Source organism: Mycobacterium sp., from assembly GCF_035623875.1.
GTDB lineage: Bacteria > Actinomycetota > Actinomycetes > Mycobacteriales > Mycobacteriaceae > Mycobacterium.
In genome coordinates this window covers 20,371-36,363 of record NZ_DASPSP010000311.1, presented here as the reverse complement: position 1 = coordinate 36,363, position 15,993 = coordinate 20,371, and the positions used below count along the sequence as shown (strand labels likewise).

General features: G+C 64.6%; 16 protein-coding genes. 5 read left to right on the top strand and 11 right to left on the bottom strand.

The annotated features are described in order from the left end of the window. Window positions 1-46: 46 nt before the first annotated feature. The 6 genes from VEI45_RS25160 to VEI45_RS25135 form a co-directional block, all read right to left on the bottom strand. Complete coding sequence (locus VEI45_RS25160; RefSeq protein ID WP_324857348.1) at window positions 47-811, bottom strand: SDR family NAD(P)-dependent oxidoreductase; 765 nt, start codon at window positions 809-811, stop codon at window positions 47-49. Next, window positions 808-3,198: a CoA transferase gene (locus VEI45_RS25155; protein ID WP_324857346.1), complete on the bottom strand. Its 2,391-nt coding sequence runs from the start codon at window positions 3,196-3,198 to the stop codon at window positions 808-810. Before VEI45_RS25155 ends, VEI45_RS25160 begins: the two co-directional genes overlap by 4 nt. Window positions 3,199-3,214: 16 nt before the next feature. Next, window positions 3,215-4,183 carry an enoyl-CoA hydratase/isomerase family protein gene (locus VEI45_RS25150; RefSeq protein ID WP_324857344.1) on the bottom strand — a complete coding sequence of 323 codons (969 nt, stop codon included), beginning with the start codon at window positions 4,181-4,183 and terminating at the stop codon, window positions 3,215-3,217. Window positions 4,184-4,205: 22 nt separating this feature from the next. Next, window positions 4,206-5,042, bottom strand: coding sequence for a mycofactocin-coupled SDR family oxidoreductase (locus tag VEI45_RS25145; RefSeq protein ID WP_324857342.1), 837 nt, complete (start codon window positions 5,040-5,042; stop codon window positions 4,206-4,208). Between the two features lie 7 nt (window positions 5,043-5,049). Continuing rightward, on the bottom strand, window positions 5,050-6,267 hold the full coding sequence (locus VEI45_RS25140; RefSeq protein WP_324857340.1) for a cytochrome P450: 1,218 nt from the start codon (window positions 6,265-6,267) through the stop codon (window positions 5,050-5,052). A 203-nt stretch (window positions 6,268-6,470) separates the two neighbouring features. After that, entirely contained in the window at window positions 6,471-7,181 is a 711-nt protein-coding gene (locus VEI45_RS25135; RefSeq protein ID WP_324857358.1) for a TetR/AcrR family transcriptional regulator, read from the bottom strand. Window positions 7,182-7,321: 140 nt separating this feature from the next. Here VEI45_RS25135 and VEI45_RS25130 point away from each other — a divergent pair, with 140 nt between their 5' ends. After that, the gene (locus VEI45_RS25130) at window positions 7,322-7,852 is read left to right on the top strand and encodes a hypothetical protein (protein ID WP_324857338.1); all 531 of its coding nucleotides are present in this window, start codon (window positions 7,322-7,324) and stop codon (window positions 7,850-7,852) included. Window positions 7,853-7,859: 7 nt separating this feature from the next. On the opposite strand, the gene VEI45_RS25125 is transcribed toward VEI45_RS25130, so the two are convergent. Further along, the gene (locus VEI45_RS25125) at window positions 7,860-8,606 is read right to left on the bottom strand and encodes a class I SAM-dependent methyltransferase (RefSeq protein WP_324857336.1); all 747 of its coding nucleotides are present in this window, start codon (window positions 8,604-8,606) and stop codon (window positions 7,860-7,862) included. A gap of 123 nt (window positions 8,607-8,729) precedes the next feature. On the opposite strand from VEI45_RS25125, the gene VEI45_RS25120 reads away from it, so the two are divergent. From VEI45_RS25120 to VEI45_RS25110, 3 genes are read left to right on the top strand one after another with little or no spacing between them, the layout of a single operon-like run. Beyond that, window positions 8,730-9,725, top strand: coding sequence for a GNAT family N-acetyltransferase (locus tag VEI45_RS25120; protein ID WP_324857334.1), 996 nt, complete (start codon window positions 8,730-8,732; stop codon window positions 9,723-9,725). A gap of 1 nt (window position 9,726) precedes the next feature. Then, window positions 9,727-10,395, top strand: a complete 669-nt coding sequence (locus tag VEI45_RS25115) for a DUF5642 family protein (protein WP_324857332.1) — start codon at window positions 9,727-9,729, stop codon at window positions 10,393-10,395. Window positions 10,396-10,422: 27 nt separating this feature from the next. Further along, complete coding sequence (locus VEI45_RS25110; protein WP_324857356.1) at window positions 10,423-11,079, top strand: DUF5642 family protein; 657 nt, start codon at window positions 10,423-10,425, stop codon at window positions 11,077-11,079. Between the two features lie 4 nt (window positions 11,080-11,083). Here the strand turns inward: VEI45_RS25110 and VEI45_RS25105 are convergent, their stop codons facing one another. After that, window positions 11,084-11,680: an alpha-ketoglutarate-dependent dioxygenase AlkB gene (locus VEI45_RS25105; RefSeq protein WP_324857330.1), complete on the bottom strand. Its 597-nt coding sequence runs from the start codon at window positions 11,678-11,680 to the stop codon at window positions 11,084-11,086. A gap of 30 nt (window positions 11,681-11,710) precedes the next feature. Further along, window positions 11,711-12,142 carry a redox-sensitive transcriptional activator SoxR gene (soxR, locus tag VEI45_RS25100; RefSeq protein WP_324857328.1) on the bottom strand — a complete coding sequence of 144 codons (432 nt, stop codon included), beginning with the start codon at window positions 12,140-12,142 and terminating at the stop codon, window positions 11,711-11,713. Window positions 12,143-12,188: 46 nt separating this feature from the next. On the opposite strand from soxR, the gene arcA reads away from it, so the two are divergent. Next, window positions 12,189-13,397, top strand: a complete 1,209-nt coding sequence (arcA, locus tag VEI45_RS25095; RefSeq protein ID WP_324857326.1) for an arginine deiminase — start codon at window positions 12,189-12,191, stop codon at window positions 13,395-13,397. 45 nt (window positions 13,398-13,442) lie between these two features. Here arcA and VEI45_RS25090 read toward each other — a convergent pair whose 3' ends face one another. Then, a complete protein-coding gene (locus VEI45_RS25090) occupies window positions 13,443-14,303 on the bottom strand; it encodes a hypothetical protein (RefSeq protein WP_324857324.1) in 861 nt (286 codons plus the stop codon). 113 nt (window positions 14,304-14,416) lie between these two features. Next, entirely contained in the window at window positions 14,417-15,970 is a 1,554-nt protein-coding gene (locus tag VEI45_RS25085) for a dolichyl-phosphate-mannose--protein mannosyltransferase (protein WP_324857322.1), read from the bottom strand. Window positions 15,971-15,993 lie beyond the last annotated feature (23 nt).

The following is a 15,993-nucleotide window of genomic DNA, read 5'->3' as shown; positions in this document are numbered from 1 at the left end:
CCGAAGTGATCGCCGGTGACCCAACGATCGTCGGCCGCTGCGTCGTTCACCAGGTCTGTTCGGCAGCGCGGACCAACATGTGGTTGACGGCCACTCTCCGGTCGCGGGTGACGATGTACAGCACTGCGTCGGCGATGTCTTCGGGTGCCAACTTCACCATGTCGGCGGTTTGACGATCGAATGCCTTACGCGACTCCGGGGAGAGGTGGTCGCTGATCTCGGTGTCGACCGTGCCCGGCCCCACCACGCCGACCCGTACCCGCTTGCCCAACAACTCCTGGCGGATGCCTTCACTGAACGCATTCACCCCGAATTTCGTCAGCGAGTAGACGGCGGTGCCGGGTCGGGCGACCCAGCCGGCGGTGGAACTGATGGTGACCAGATCGGCGACACCGCGTGGTGAGGTCGCGGCCGCGTCGATCAGGTGGGGGACCGCGGCCCGTGTCACGTACAAGACGCCTTGGACGTTGACCCGCACCAGATCGTCCCAATCCTGCAGCGGCGCTTCGGAAGCGGGTGCCATCCGCATCAGCCCGGCATTGTTGACCACGGTGTCGAGTCGTCCCAACTCGTCAACGGTCCGCTGCACCGCCGCGGCGACTTCTTCGGCGTTGGTCACGTCGGCGGCCACCGCCAGCGCGGTGCCGCCGGCCGATTCGATCTCGGCTTTGAGGTGATCCAGCCGGTCAGCGCGGCGGGCGAGCAGGGCGACCGCAGCCCCGTGCGCCGCCAAGCCCCTTGCCGTCGCGGCGCCGATGCCGCTGCTGGCGCCGGTCACCAAGGCCGCGGTGCCAGCCAACGTCTCGGTCATGTTCTGTCCGTCGCATGGGCGCGCAAGATCTCGTTCAGAACATAGTCGTTGTGCTCGCCAAGGTCCGGAGCGCCCCGCGCGATCTGGGCCGGAGCAACCAACATTCGCCACGGTGCCGCCACGATCGGTCGTTGCCCTTCGCGATGATCGCTGACGAAGCGATAAAGCTCCCGGTCCCAGAGCAATTGATCGCTGATCACGTCGAGGGATGTCGCGCTCTTGCTCGACGGCACACCGGCCAACCTGAGCCGCTGCGCCAGCTGCCCGGCGTCGTGGCTGCTGGTGAACCCGGCGAGGTCGCGGTCGAGTGCGTTGGTGTGTTCGAGTCGGTCCGACACGGCGGCATAGCGCGCGTCGTCGGCGAGCGCGGCGGCACTGAGGACGTCGCACAATGCGCGCCACTGCATGTCGTCGGCCACGGCGATGCTGATCCAGTCGCCGCCCGCACAGGGATAGCAGTTGTGCGGGGACATATCCGGATGACGGTTGCCGTCAGGGCCGAGTTGCCTGCCGGTGAGCTCCTGTTCTAGCAGACAATCGCCGATCATCGAGGAAAGAGTCTCCACCGCCGACACGTCGACGAACTGGCCTTCCGCGCTCAAATCGCGATGCAGCAATGCCGCGACGGCGGCGAACACGGCGGCCGCGCCGACGGTGGAATCCCCGTAACGCATGCTGGTGCCGAGCGGCGGCCCGCCCGGATAACCCACCAGGGAGGCGAGTCCGGCCAATGCGGCGAAGCAGGGCGCGTAGCCGGTCTGATAGCCCAGCGGTCCGTCGTTGCCCCACATCTTGATAGACACCGAGATGATGTCCGGCTTGATCGAGTTCAGCTGCTGGTAACCGAGTCCCAGCCGCTCCATCGCCCCGGGCCGAAGATTGTTGATGACGATGTCGCTGCAGGCGATCAGGTGGTGAAGCCGGTCGATGTCCGCCGCTGACTTGAGATCCAACTCCACGCTGAGCACTTCGGCGTTGATGGACAGAAAGTAGGGCGCGTGGTTGATGTCGGTGCCGCCGTAGGCGCGCATCTCGTCGGGGTTGGCGGAGCTTTCGACCTTGATCACTTCGGCGCCCAGGAACGCAAGTAACTTGCCGGCGTAGGGACCGGCCCACACCTTGGTGAGCTCGACGACCCGCACTCCTTCCAACGGGCCACCTCGTGACACCTTCGGCGGCTTGAGTTGTGCCGACTTCACCGTCGGCGACGGGCGTGGTGTGTCGATGCTGCCCGCGATCTCGGCGGTGTGCTGGCCAAGGGTAGGTGCCGAACTGGTGATGCGTGCCGGCGATGCAGTCATCAGGTAGGGAACGCCTGGGTAAGCCGCGGTGCCCAGTACCGGATGAGTGACATGCTGGAAAAAGCCGCGATGACGGTACTGGAGTGAGTTCTTCAGGTCGGCAGCGCTTTTGACCGGCACCAGGGGCACTCCCAACCGCTGGGCCTCTTCGGCTGCCACGTCTTTGGTCCGGCCGGCGACCCACTTGGTAAACCCGTCCTGGAATGCCGCCACCTTCTCCGGGGTGACCGAGAACTCGAGCCAGTCGTCGTCGAACTCGTCCAGCCATTCCGGTTGGCCCATCAGCTTTTTGAGACCCATCCAGTGATTGCGGCTGGTCATGTACAGGTAGACGAACCCATCCGCGCACGCAAAGAAGGAGGCTGGGCCCTGCTGGTCGTAATCATCGCGGGTGTTTTCCGGCGCGATCTCTCCGGTGATGAACCTGCCCAGCACGCAGTCGGCGCGCGACGCCAGCACCGCGTGCTGCGATACATCGATGAATTGGCCACGCCCACTGTGCAAATGGTGGAACAACGATGCAGCGACGCACAGCGCCGCGTCCAGCCCGGCCTCGTAGTCGGCGAGGAAACGGCCGGGTCCCTGCAGCGGCGGCTTGGCCGGATCGGCGTGGCTGGGCGTGTGGTAGCCCCATCCGCTGCTGTTGAAGACGTTGAGACTCTTCGCATTCTGGAACTCGGGCGGGGCCTGGCCGCCATACGGGGTGATCGAGCAGAACACCACGGTGGGGTGCCGAGTTGGAACTTCCGCCGCTGACAAGCCAACCGCTTCGGTCCAAGACGGCGCGTGATCGTCGACGACCGCGTCGGCCGTGGCGATGATCTGGTGCAACTTCTCGATCTCGGCGGCACAGGACACATCGACCACGACGGAACGCTTGTTGGTATTCAGGTAGGCGAACAGCGCGCTGCGCTCGGGCCCGCCTCCATCGCCGATGATCGGGGCCATCGCCCGAGTCGGGCTGCCGCAATCCGGGCGTTCGATCTTGATCACCTCGGCGCCGAAGTCTGCGAGCAATTTCCCGCAGTATTCTCCGGCGACTGATTCGGCCAGCTCGACGATCCTGATACCAGTCAGTGCCGACATGCACTCCCTCAACACGTCAGGGCTTGTTGCGTCCCGAACGGCTGAGCCGCCACTCAGGTGGGAAGTTCAGGTCATTGTCCTTGACGACTTTATTGAGACCCTTTTCGAAGGTGCCCTCGGTGAGGTCGACCTCTTGCGCGTCGTTTTGAATCAGTGGCAACATGCCTTCAACCATCCCGGTGAGCAGGCTGCCGAAGTACTCGCCCTTGTGCTGCTTGTACAGCTCAAGGAAGGTCTTCTGCACCGCGACCGTGTCGGTGGGACGAGAGCGCGAGCACGCCAGCGCGTATTTCAGCGTCTCGTCTTCCAGTTTGTCGCGGGGCACCACGCTGTTGACGAAGCCGCACTCGTACATTTCTTTCGCGCTGAACGGGCGCCCGGTGAACAGCATTTCGGAGAATTTCCGCAAGCCCATCGTCTCGGCCCACCACCAGAGGCGTGGTCCCCAACCGACGTAACGGAAGGCCGGATGCCCGAAAAGCGCATCGTCAGAAGAGATCACCAGATCCGCGTCGCCGGCCTGGTAGAAGTGCCAGCCGTAGCAGTAGCCCTTGGCCTCGATGATGCTGATCTTGCGAAGCTCCTGAAGCGGGCGGTTTCCGGCGCGGGCCTTAGCGTAGAAGTCGGTGACGGTGGACAGGTATCGGTATGAGCCGCCCGGCGGATACTTGACGTCGTCGTCGTTGATGGCGAGTTCATGCAGCAGCGGCAGACCAGGGTTCTCCAGCATCGGCCGCTGTTCGGGAAGGTCGCCCCCGCTGCCGAAATCCTGCCCTTCGCCGCGGATCACCACAACCTTGACGTCGTCGTCGACGTTGCACTTGTGGATCAGGTCGGCGTAGTTCTGGCGCATGCCCAACGTGGTCGAGTTCTGCGCCTCGGGACGGTCAAAGGTGATATAAGCGATCCGGTTCTTCTTATCCTTCTCGAACTTGATGTACTGCTCGGCTTCCTTCTTCAGTTTTTCATAGTCGTACTCAGGCATATGACTCTCCACTTCCTTGTGTCTACTTGAGTAAAGCCCCCGCATCAACGGGTAGCGAAACGCCAGTGACATAACGAGATTCGTCAGAGGCGAGGAACAGGACGGCGTTGCTGATGTCGGTGGCCTCCACCCAGGGCACCGGCAACGTGTGCGTCATCTGCGAGAACGTGGCGAAGTCGTCTGGTCCCGGATTCTCTAGGTCCGGTCGGAACAATTTGAACGTCACGTCGTTCATGGTCATCGGAGTGTTGACCTGGCTGGGGTGCACCGAGTTCACCCGGATTCGGTGTTGGCCGAGTTCGACTGCGAACGCGCGCATTAGACCCACGACACCGTGTTTGGCCGCGATGTAGTGGCCGGTGTGCGCGAGGGCCTTGTGCGCCCCGACGGAACCAGTCAGCACAATCGAGCCACCTCGCTCGCCCGCGAGGATATGCGGCACACCGGCTTTCACGGTCTTCCAGACCCCGGACAGGTTGATATCGATCATGTCCTGCCAGATGTTTTCGCGAATCTTATGCAACTTGTTGCCGCCGTTGCCGATCCCCGCGTTGGCGACGATGATGTCGAGTCGGCCGAGTTGCTCCACGCCGCTGTCGACAGCCGCCTTTAGGGCGTCGTAGTCGCGCACGTCGACTTCCGCGGCCACGATCCGGCGGTCGTAACCCTTGACCAGGTCGGCGGTCTCGGCGAGGTCGGCCGGCGTCGCCGCCGGGTAGACCACGTTGTCGACCGGCCGACAGATGTCGACCGCGATGATATCGGCGCCCTCTTGGGCCAATCGGACGGCGTGGCTACGGCCCTGGCCGCGCGCCGCACCGCTGACGAATGCGACCTTGCCTTCAACGCGACCAGTCATCGCCGCCTCACAATGTCCGGGCCGGCATCGACTCCCACCCGCGCACCGTCGACGTCGGGCTGAGTCGCGCATTCGCCAGGTCGACTTCCCAGTCCGGAAAGCGTTTGAGGATCTCTTCCAGCGCGATTCGGCCTTCCAGGCGCGCCAACGCCGAGCCCAGGCAGAAGTGGGTGCCGACGCTGAAGGCCAGGTGCTGGTGAGCAGGCCGATGGATGTTGAATTCTTCACTATCGCGGCCGAATTGGCGGTCGTCGCGACAGGCGGCCCCGATCAGCATCATCATCACGCTGCCTGCGGGCACGGTCTGGTCGTAGCAGGTGACGTCGCGGGTCACGTACCGGGCCGTGTGCGGTGCCGGTGGCTCGTAGCGCAGCAGTTCTTCGATGGCCTGCGGTATCAGCGCCGGGTCGCCTGCCAGTTCGCGGCGCTGATCCGGGTGTTCGGCGAGAACCTTTCCGGCCCAACCGATCAGCCGCGTGGTGGTCTCGTTGCCTGCGCCGGCCACGACGTTGAGGTAGATCAGCAACTCGTCGCGGGTCAGTCGGCGGGCGGTGCCGGTGTCGTCGACGAACTCGACGTTGAGCAGTTCGGTCATGATGTCATCGGACGGATGCGTGGCGCGCCAATCGATGTAGGCGGCGAAGATTTCGCCGGTGACCAAGCCTTGTTCGGCGTTCATGGGCTTTCCGGCTTCGGTGCGCATCTGCGCGTTGGTGTGGTCGCGGATGAATTCCTGATCGTCCTCCGGAATGCCCAGCAGCAGGCTGATGACCTTCATCGGCATCTGGGCTCCTAAGTCGGCGACGAAGTCGATGTGTCCGGTTCCGATGAGCGGGTCCATTGACTGGGCGCAGAATTCGCGAATCCTGGGCTCGAGCGCGGCGATTTTTCGCGGGGTGAACATCCGGGCCAGCAGCTTGCGGTGCACGTCATGGATCGGCGGATCTTCCATGATGAGCATGCCGGGTGGGATGTCGAGATTGGCCTTGATCAACTCCAGGATGATGCCCCGTGCTGAACTGAACGTTCCGTGGTCGACCAGGCCCTTGTCGACATCGGCGAACCGGCTGAACGCATAGAAGTCGTGCTGCGCGTTGTAGTACAGCGGCGCTTCCTCGCGCAGTCGCGCGAACATGGGATAGGGGTCGCCGTTGAGGACGACGTCGTATGGATCGTAATAGACGTCACAGACGTCTTGGACATCTCCGTCGGTGCTGATCGTCACGAAATCTTGCCTTTCGCTACAACTTCCACACCCGGATGCTCCGCATGCCGGGGTCGATGCCGCCAGTGTGTCAGCGTCTGAGGCGGTTCGGGTGATTTGTACTTTCTGCTTAATCCATCCGCGCTCGCCGGCTCAGGCGCCGCCGCTTAACTCTATTGTCGTAGAGAACCACATCAGCCTTTCGTGGGCAAGAGCCGCCTGGCCTAGCGGTTAGACGATGACCGCCGGCGGCGCGGCTGCAGCGAGGCGCCGGTGTGGGTGAGTCGTCCCTGCTGCTCGCTGCGCAAGATCCCTGTCACGACGGCCGACAGGACGGCGTCGAGCTGTTCCGGGCTGTCGATGATCCGGTCGCCGTGGGCGAAGCGCAGTAGAAGTCCGTTGATGAACGTCAGCGTGACGTTGCTCAGATCGTCGACGACGGCAGGATCCAGTTCGGCGCCGTGTGGCAGTAGCTGCACCAAGATGTCGTGATGCAGCTTGGTGAATGCGTCGGTAGCGCGCTGCAGGGTTGCGGCAATTTCCGAATCGCGGGTCGCCTGCATGGTCAGTTCGTAGCGCGCCTTGGTTCGGCTCAGCTGCGGCTCCTCCCCGGACTGGATGACCAGGTTCGCCAGGGTGGAGGCCGACGCTCCGTCGTCGAGGCCGGCCCGGTCGGCGACCGACTGCAAAGCGGCCCGGTCGGCGACCGACTGCAAAGCGGCCAGGTCGAGCTCGACCATCCGCTCGGCAACTGCGCGCAGCAGTGCTGAGCGGGTGCGGAAGTAGAACGAGGTGGTGCCGTCGGGCGCGCCGGCGCGTGCGTCGACCTTCAAATGGCTGAGCCCCTTGGCACCGTCATCGGCCAGCAGCTGGATCGCCGCATCGCACAGTTCGCGGCGGCGCTGGTCCGGATTTGGCTTGCGTCTCTTCTGTATGCCGGCAGTGTAGCGGCCTGTGACAGGCGGTTTTGGTGTCAAAGCAGACCTCTGCGGTGTACTAGGTTTTCGTTCTGCTCCAGACTACTCTATATTCGTAGTGTCAATCAAAGTCGTCTAGCCAGCCGAATGGACAGCTTGTGGCCGCTCCTGCCAGCCCCCGCACGCAACTGACTAGCCCGGCGCAGCGTCCGGCACCCGAAGACGCCGACCGGTATCGGCTGCACGTGGTCGCGACGAACATCGCCGATGTGGTCACGTCAGTCGGCGGGCTGATCTTCGATCGGGCGATGGCGGGATGGGATGTCACCGTTGCGGTCGAGGGAAACGCCGATGACCGGGCGATACGCATCTTGGGCGGCAGAGTCGCGGCGCCGGTGGCCGGACCGGACGGCGCGCGCAATCTGCCCCGTCCACATGTGCTTGCCGTTGCCACCGACGTGTTTGTGACCAACGAGCCGGTTCGCCGGCTGGTGCTGTCGGCCCGCAAGGGCAATGCGACCGATGTCCTGCTCTGGGGCCGGCGCCAACCGCCGAATCTGAATTGCAGGGTCGTCCCGGTCCGACACCGGCCGAGCGCCGCCGCCCAGGTGTTCAAATCGCATGCCCTGGCCGCGCGGGGAGCCTTCGCTGCGGAGTCGACCGAAGAGGGCTTCTATTCGATGGCCTGACCCGCGCTCATCCGGGCTTGCGGGCAGTCACAAACTGCAACGAGCGTTGGGTCTGCTGCTCGACGTCGACCAGGCCGGTGGAGCTGAACAGGTCGACGAACGCGTGTCGATCGAACATGCGCAGCCCGATAACGCGCGCGCCTGCGGTCATCGCGCGCCGAACCGGCGCCCGTTGTCCGGCGTAGCTGGTGAGTATCGCCACCCGACCACCCGGCGTGAGTACCCGCACCATTTCGCGGGCCACCCGAAACGGCTCGGGCATCAGATAGAGAGCGCCGAAACAGCAGACGGCGTCGAACGTTTCATCGGCGAACGGCAGCGTGCCGGCGTCGCCGCGGATGTAACAGGTGCGTGGTCCGCTGTTGTCCAGCACGGCGCGCGTCAGCATCGGCTCGGAGATGTCCAACCCGACGGCAAGGCCGCCGTCGGGTAGTCGTTGTGCTAACTGGCCGGTGAAATTACCCGGGCCGCAGGCGACATCGAGCAACCTGTGCGCGCGGGACAGACGTAGTGCCTCGGCCGCGCGGCGTTGCTCTGCGCCGGTGGTGATGCCGCTGGCAACGTAGAACGCAACCGGGCGCCACAGTCGTTCGTACACACCTGCGACGAACGGGCTGTTCATCGCCCGCTGGGCGAACGTGGGAACTTCAGGCGCCGTTGATTCATCTAGCACGTCGAGGAAACCGCGCCGCACGGTAGCCGTGCGATCGAGCAAATTGCGGGTTGCCTGCAGCGGATCGTCGGTGTTGTCCATCCCGTGAGTCTGGTGCATCCTTGCCGCAACCCGAACCCAGCCCATAACCTTGGCATCGTCGGACCGCGACCAGGGTCGCCGACCCGGCGTGCATGAGACGGCGACAGGGGCGGACTAGGCATCGTGACCGAACTGACCGCGCTGCGCGCGGGCGAACTCGCCGCATTGGACATCTTCGAGGGCTGTCCGCCCGAGGACTTGATGCCGCTGGCAGCGAGCCTGCAGCCGCTGCGGGCGGTTGCAGGTCAGGTCCTCATGCAACAGGGTGAGCAGGCGGTTTCCTTTCTGCTCATCTCGTCGGGTACCGCCGAGATCAGGCACGTCGGAGACGACGACGTCGTGACCGTCGAGCAGGTGTCCGCCGGCACGATCGTCGGTGAGATCGCACTGCTGCGTGACATCCCGCGGACGGCGACCGTGACCACCACCGAACCGTTGACCGGCTGGATCGGCGACAACGACGCGTTCGCGCGGATGGTGCACATCCCGGGGGTCATGGGCCGGTTGGTGCGCACGGTCCGCCAGCGACTGGCCGCCTTCCTCACGCCGATCCCGGTCAGGGTTCGCGACGGAACAGAACTGCTGCTTCGTCCGGTGCTGCCCGGCGACAGCGAGCGCACCATGCAGGGACACGTCCGCTTCTCCACTGACACGCTGTATCGACGGTTCATGTCACCGCGCGTTCCCAGCCCGGCGCTGATGGACTACTTGGCTGAGGTCGACTACGTCGACCACTTCGTGTGGGTGATGATCGATGAGGATGGCAACCCGGTTGCCGACGCCCGCTTCGTTCGAGACGACCATGATCCCGCGGTCGCCGAGATCGCGTTCACCGTGGGCGACGCCTACCAGGGCCGCGGGATCGGTTCCTTCCTGATCGCCGCGCTCTCCGTCGCCGCCCGGGTCGACGGAGTCGAAAAGTTCTCCGGCCGCATGCTCGCCGACAACGTTGCGATGCGGACCATCATGGACCACTACGGCGCTTTCTGGGAGCGCGACGACGTCGGGGTGGTCACCACGGTTATCGACGTGCCCGATCCGCGCGACCTTCCGTTAAGCCGCGATATGACCATTAAGATCAAACACATTGCGCGCCAAGTTATTCGGGCTGTCGGCTAGTATGCGACTCCGAGTCGCTGCGGTGGTCGTCACTCTGCTGCTGCTCGCCTCATGCGCTCATGCACGTCAACCCGCGCCGGCGCCTTCGCAAAGCACGCCGGCTCGTCACGTCAACCCCGCCAACATCAGGCGGGTGGGACGCGAACTGCCGCCCGGCTATGAGGTGACCGGGATTTCGGGCCAGGCCGCGGCACCGGCGACCTGGGGCCTTGGCGGGGACGGCGCAGCCACCCCTGCGCGCTGCGCGGCGTTGGCCGACCCGGCCGGCGGTCACGGCCAATCCGCCCAGGGCGTTTCGGGATCCGGCGCGGGCGGCATCGTGTACGCGGTGGTCGCGGCGCCGCCGACGGGCCCGGTTGCGCTGGACCAGTCGCTGGTTACCCAGTGCCGCGAGTGGATCATGACCAGCGGGCGTGCCACGGCCCGCGTTCATTTGGTCGATCCGCCCCGGATCGACGGCGCCAAAACCCTTGGCATGGCTGCCGATATCACCACGTCGGTCGAAGGAGGCAATGAAATCGGCTCCCGGGCAACCACTTTCGCTGCCTATCTCAGCGACTACTACGTTTTCACCACGGTGATCAGTGACCCCGGCTCGCCGGATTCGCCGCTGACGCCGCAGTTCGCGGCCGATTTGCTGGTGAAAGCGGTGTCGGCGTTACGTGCGTGAGGGCGGTACATTAGATTGACGCGGGTGATGAGGATAGCGGCCGTGGTCGGAAGTACGTGCTTGCTGGCGGCCTGCTCATCTCATGGACCGTCGGAAACCGCCCCCGCCGCCGACATCACCAAGATTTCCCAGGTGAAGTCAGACTTCGGGCCGGGCTACAAGGTCAAGGCCACCCCGAAGACCGGAATCGATCCCAAGATGCTGTCAACGCACAAACTTCCGCCAGGGCTGACGTTCGATCCCCCCAGTTGCAGCTCGTTTGTCGTCGGCCAGGACATGCCACCGGGTCTGCAAGGGAACATGGCCGCCGTGGCCGCCGAAGGGAATGGCAACCGTTTCATCGCCATGGCCGTGCAGACCAACGAGCCGGTGCCATTCAGCGACCCGGGACGAAACTGCAAGAAGGTGGCGTTCCAGGGCGGCCGGATTCGCGGCCTCATCGAGGTCGTCGACGCGCCGCACATCGAAGGGACACGCACCCTGGGAGTGCACCGTGTACTGCAAACGACGGTGCAGGGAAAGACGCGCAGCGGTGAGCTTTACAACTATTCCGCGCACTTCGGTGACTATCAGGTGATCGTCACCGCCAATCCGGTGCTGCAACCCGGCCAGCCCGCCACTCCCATCGACACCAATCGAGCGCGCGACTTGCTGGTCAAATCGGTCGCGGCAATCAGAAGCTGATTTCTTAGCGCACGTCTCTGGGCCGGAACTGGAGACTGACCCGGGGGCCGGTACGCGCCGACGTCTTGGGCACCGAGTGCTCCCAGGTCCGCTGACACGAACCGCCCATCACCAGCAGATCGCCGTGAGCCTGCGGCAAACGCAACGACGGCCCGCCGCCGCGGGGCCGCAACGCAAAGGTACGCGTGGCGCCGAGGCTGACGATCGCCACCATGGTGTCCTGGGTGCTGCTGCGGCCGATCGTGTCGCCGTGCCAAGCGACACTGTCCGACCCGTCGCGGTACCAGCACAGGCCTACCGTGGTGAACGGCTCGCCCAACTCGCCGGCGTAGATGTCGTTGAGCCGGCGGCGTAGCCGGCTCAGCCGCGGGTGCGGCGGATTCTCGACAGTGAGGTCATGAAAGCTGACCATCCGGGGCACGTCGAGGACGCGGTCGTACATCTGACGACGCTCAGCTCGCCACGGCACCGTTATGAGCAGTTCGCTCAACAAGTCGTCGCCGCCGGCCAGCCATCCGGAGCGGATGTCGATCCAGGCTCCCTTGCCCAGCGGCCTCCGTTCGTTGCACTCGAACAGCGACTCCTGTACCGCAATCGCCACGACGCCGAGTCTATCGCACAGCTGTTCGATTCACAGGCGGACCGGTCCGGGGCCTTGCTTGGCGAGCACGTCTCCCGGGTTGGACAGCGCGCAACTGCGTAGGCTCAGACAACCGCAGCCGATGCAGTCGGCGAGGTTATCGCGCAGCCGCTGAAGATGCGCGATTCGATCGTCGAGATCGGCCCGCCAGCCGGCGGATAGCCGCGCCCAGTCCCGGCTGGTCGGAACCCGGTCGGTGGGCAGCGCGGCCAGCGCTTCACGGACCCGCGCCAGCGGAATGCCCAGCCGGTGCGACATTCTGATAAAGGCGACTCGCCGTAAGGTGTCGCGACTGTAGCGGCGCTGGTTGCCCGACGTGCGTCTGCTGGTAATCAGCCCCTGTCGCTCATAGAAGTGCAAAGCCGAGACCGCGACACCGGCCCGAGCGGCCAGCTCGCCGGGAAGCAGTTCCTCGCCGTCCATAACCTGAACCATACTTGAGGTGACGGTTCGGGTTACCGTGCTAAGTGTGAGTAGCAGCGAGTTGGGGTCCAACTCCGAAGTGGGTGCGCTACGGGTGGCTATCCTGCACCGACCCGGCGCCGAACTGCGCCGACTCACGCCGCGTAACAACGATGATCTGCTGTTCGACGGATTGCCCTGGGTCGCAAGGGCGCAAGAGGAACACGATGCGTTCGCCCAGCTGCTCAGATCCTACGGTGTCGAGGTACTGCTGCTGTCCGACCTGTTGACGGAAGCTCTCGGCAGTGGTGCTGCCAGAATGCAGGGCATCGCCGCCGCCGTCGATGCTCCACGGCTCGGCTTGCCGCTGGCGCAAGAACTCTCGGCCTATCTGCGCGGTCTGGATCCGGTCAGTTTGGCACGAGTGCTGATGGCCGGTATGACGTTCGCCGAGCTACCCTCAGACGCCCGCGCGCAGGACTCGCTGGTGCGTCGGATGCATCAGGGCACCGACTACGTCATCGAGCCATTGCCGAACCTGGTGTTCACCCGCGACTCGTCGATCTGGATAGGGCCCCGGATCGTCATCCCGTCGCTGGCGCTGCCGGCCCGAGCGCGTGAGGCGTCTTTGACCGACCTGATCTATGCCCACCATCCGCGGTTCACCGGTGTGCGGCGCGCCTACGAATCGCGCACCGCGCCGGTGGAAGGCGGTGACGTGTTGCTGCTGGCGCCGGGGGTCGTCGCGGTCGGGGTGGGCGAGCGGACCACACCGGCCGGTGCGGAAGCTTTGGCGCGCAGCCTGTTCGACGACAACCTGGCCAACACGGTGCTGGCCGTTCCCTTGGCCCAGGAGCGTGCGCAGATGCACCTGGACACCGTGTGCACGATGGTCGACACCGACGCCGTGGTGATGTATGCCAATGTCGTCGACACGTTGTCCGCATTCACGATCGCGCGCACACCCGATGGCGTGAAGATCTCGGACGAAACGCCGTTCGTCGAGGCCGCGGCCGCCGCGATGGGTGTCGACAAGTTGCGCGTCATCGGCACCGGGCTGGATCCCGTTGTCGCCGAACGTGAACAGTGGAACGACGGCAACAACACGTTGGCGCTGGCGCCCGGGGTCGTCGTCACATACGAGCGTAATGCGCGGACCAACGCGCGTCTGGAGGACGCCGGCATCGAGGTGCTGACAATCGCCGCCTCCGAACTGGGCACCGGTCGGGGCGGTCCCCGATGCATGTGCTGTCCCGCCGCCCGTGACCCGCTGTAGGGCCGCTGCGTTGAGATTGCGTTCAGGGTTGTGTGTGGACGAATATCACGACCCTGAGCGCAATTTCAACGGATATCCGCGACGGGCGAATGCATCCGACACCCGATGAACGATAAAGCGTCGGCTATGTTCGGCCACCACGTGAATGTCGATCCAGCCTTCGCGTTCGATCAACTCTGCGCGGCCGATGTCGTAAACGTACCGGCGGCGATCGGCGCTATGGTGCTGGCCGTCGTAGTCAAGGCCGACCATGGGTTCGTCGTAACCCATATCAATGAATGCCTCATTGATACCGTCCGTCACCCTTATCTGCGTTCTCGGCGCGGGTAGTCCGACGTCAACCAGTACGAGCCGCAACCACGTTTCCTTCGGTGATTGAGCGCCTGAATCCATCAGGTTAAGTGCGACCTCTGATCGGCGCAGTCCTCGCGCCCTCGGATAACGCTCGGCCAGTGACAAGGCATCGCAAGCCTTTACGCCGGTTGCGCGGGCCAACGCGTCGACGTGTATGACGGCGATGTCACGCGGCAGATGGCGAGCAAGGTCGAACGCGGTCCTGGCGGGACTGGTCACCGGCATCCCGTCAACGTCGACGATCTCGTCAGCGTCGATCCGCTCATTGCGGACCAGAATCCCTGAGGGTGGCCGGCCGCTACGCCAGATCATTTCGATCGGTGTCACCGGGTCAACCCACAGGGCGCCATGCAACGCCGCTGCAGCACGCCCGGCGATGATGCCGTTACGACCCGACCACAGCCACGCGCCGACGGTATTACGCCACAGGGACGGCGCAGTCGCCTTCGGGGCATAGACATCTGGAAATATTGCGGAGTAATTCCAGCGCAACTGCCCCCTGGTGAGTCCGCCACGCGCAAGCATCTCGGTGCCGACGAACACTTCAGACATGCCGTGACGCTGATTGGACGCACCGACGTTTTGCGGTCCGGGCGGTGAGATTGCGCGCAGGGTTGTGGATAACCGTGGAACAACAGCCCTGAGCGCAATCTCGACGCCGACGATCAACGCCAGCTGGGCAACCAGATCTCCATGTCCCAGGTGGACTGTGAAATCGGCTGACCGGTAAGCACCGGAAACAGCCACGCGAAGTTCGTCAGCACCAGTGCGACATAGCAGGACACCGCGATCAGTCCGAGGGTGCGGCGTTCGGCACCCTGATCCGGTTTGTAGAGGATGTCGCCGCAAATCAGCGCAATCGCCATCACCAGAAACGGCGCCATGGTGGCGGCATAGAAGAAGTACATCTGCCGGTCGATGTCGGCGAACCACGGCAGCCAGCCCGCGCAGTAGCCGACGAGCACTGCGGCGTAGCGCCAGTCGCGGCGCACGATCGTCCGCCAGCAGGCGTAGCCGAGGACGGGCACAGCAAGCCACCACATCGCCGGCGTGCCGACCAGCATTACCGCCTTGACGCACGATTGCGCGCCGCAGCCCGGCACGTTCTGCTGATCGATGGCGTAGAGCACCGGCCGTAGCGACATCGGCCACGACCACGGTTTGGATTCCCATGGATGGTAGTTGCCCGCTGAATTCGTCAGGCCGGCGTGGAACTGATAGGCCTTGGCGGTGTAATGCCACAGCGAGCGGATCGCCTCGGGTAGCGGGAAATTCGATTGCGGCCCGATCGACTGGCCGACCTCGTGTCGATCGATTGCGGTCTCGGAGGCGAACCAGGGCGCATAGCTCGCCAAGTACACCCCGAAGGGGATGAGCAGCAGCGCGTAGGCGGCGGGACCCAGGTCGCGGCGGACGACACCCAGCCAGGGTCGCAGCACTCGGTATTGGCGGCGTGCCGCCACGTCGAACGCCAATGACATCAACCCGAAGAACATCACGAAGTACAGCCCGGACCACTTTGTCGCGCAGGCCAAGCCGAGCAGCACCCCGGCGCCGAACCGCCACCACCGCACACCCAGCCGTGGTCCCCACACCGTCTCGTTGCTGCGGCCCTCGATCAGCGCGATGTGCATGCGCTCGCGTACCTGATCCCGGTCGACGATCAGCGCCCCGAACGCGGCGACCACGAAGAACGCCAGGAAGCCGTCGAGTAGTGCGGTGCGCGCCACGACAAAGCTGACCCCGTCGCCGATGAGCAGCAGTCCGGCGATTGCGCCGACCAACGTCGAGCGGCTGATCCGACGCACGATCCGCACGACCAGCGCCACCAGCAAAATTCCGAGTACCGCGCCGGTGAACCGCCAGCCCAGCCCGTTGTAGCCGAAGACGGCCTCGCCGATCGCGATCAGTTGCTTGCCGACCGGTGGATGAACGACCAGGCCGTACCCGGGGTTGTCCTCCACGCCGTGGTTGTGCAGCATTTGCCAGGCCTGTGGCGCGTAATGCTTCTCGTCGAAGATCGGTGTGCCGGCATCGGTCGGCGAACCCACGTTCACCGTCCGGGTCACCGCCGCGAGAGCGGCGATCACCGCGGTCACGACCCAGCCCTCTAACCGGTCGACGGGACCAAAGTCGGGTACCGGCATCATCGGCCCGGGGCTGATAACGGGTACTGCCCGCTCGGTGGCGACGACTTCATCAGGCGGGGCGGTAGTCATCACGACCGATCGTAGGCTGTGCC

Bases quoted from the DNA above. Each gene is read 5' to 3' on its own strand.
- VEI45_RS25160 (WP_324857348.1), bottom strand. From the start codon at position 811: ATGACCGAGACGTTGGCTGGCACCGCGGCCTTGGTGACCGGCGCCAGC.
- VEI45_RS25155 (WP_324857346.1), bottom strand. From the start codon at position 3,198: ATGTCGGCACTGACTGGTATCAGGATCGTCGAGCTGGCCGAATCAGTC.
- VEI45_RS25150 (WP_324857344.1), bottom strand. From the start codon at position 4,183: ATGCCTGAGTACGACTATGAAAAACTGAAGAAGGAAGCCGAGCAGTAC.
- VEI45_RS25145 (WP_324857342.1), bottom strand. From the start codon at position 5,042: ATGACTGGTCGCGTTGAAGGCAAGGTCGCATTCGTCAGCGGTGCGGCG.
- VEI45_RS25125 (WP_324857336.1), bottom strand. From the start codon at position 8,606: ATGGACAACACCGACGATCCGCTGCAGGCAACCCGCAATTTGCTCGAT.
- VEI45_RS25115 (WP_324857332.1), top strand. From the start codon at position 9,727: ATGCGACTCCGAGTCGCTGCGGTGGTCGTCACTCTGCTGCTGCTCGCC.
- VEI45_RS25110 (WP_324857356.1), top strand. From the start codon at position 10,423: ATGAGGATAGCGGCCGTGGTCGGAAGTACGTGCTTGCTGGCGGCCTGC.
- soxR (WP_324857328.1), bottom strand. From the start codon at position 12,142: ATGGACGGCGAGGAACTGCTTCCCGGCGAGCTGGCCGCTCGGGCCGGT.
- VEI45_RS25090 (WP_324857324.1), bottom strand. From the start codon at position 14,303: ATGTCTGAAGTGTTCGTCGGCACCGAGATGCTTGCGCGTGGCGGACTC.
- VEI45_RS25085 (WP_324857322.1), bottom strand. From the start codon at position 15,970: ATGACTACCGCCCCGCCTGATGAAGTCGTCGCCACCGAGCGGGCAGTA.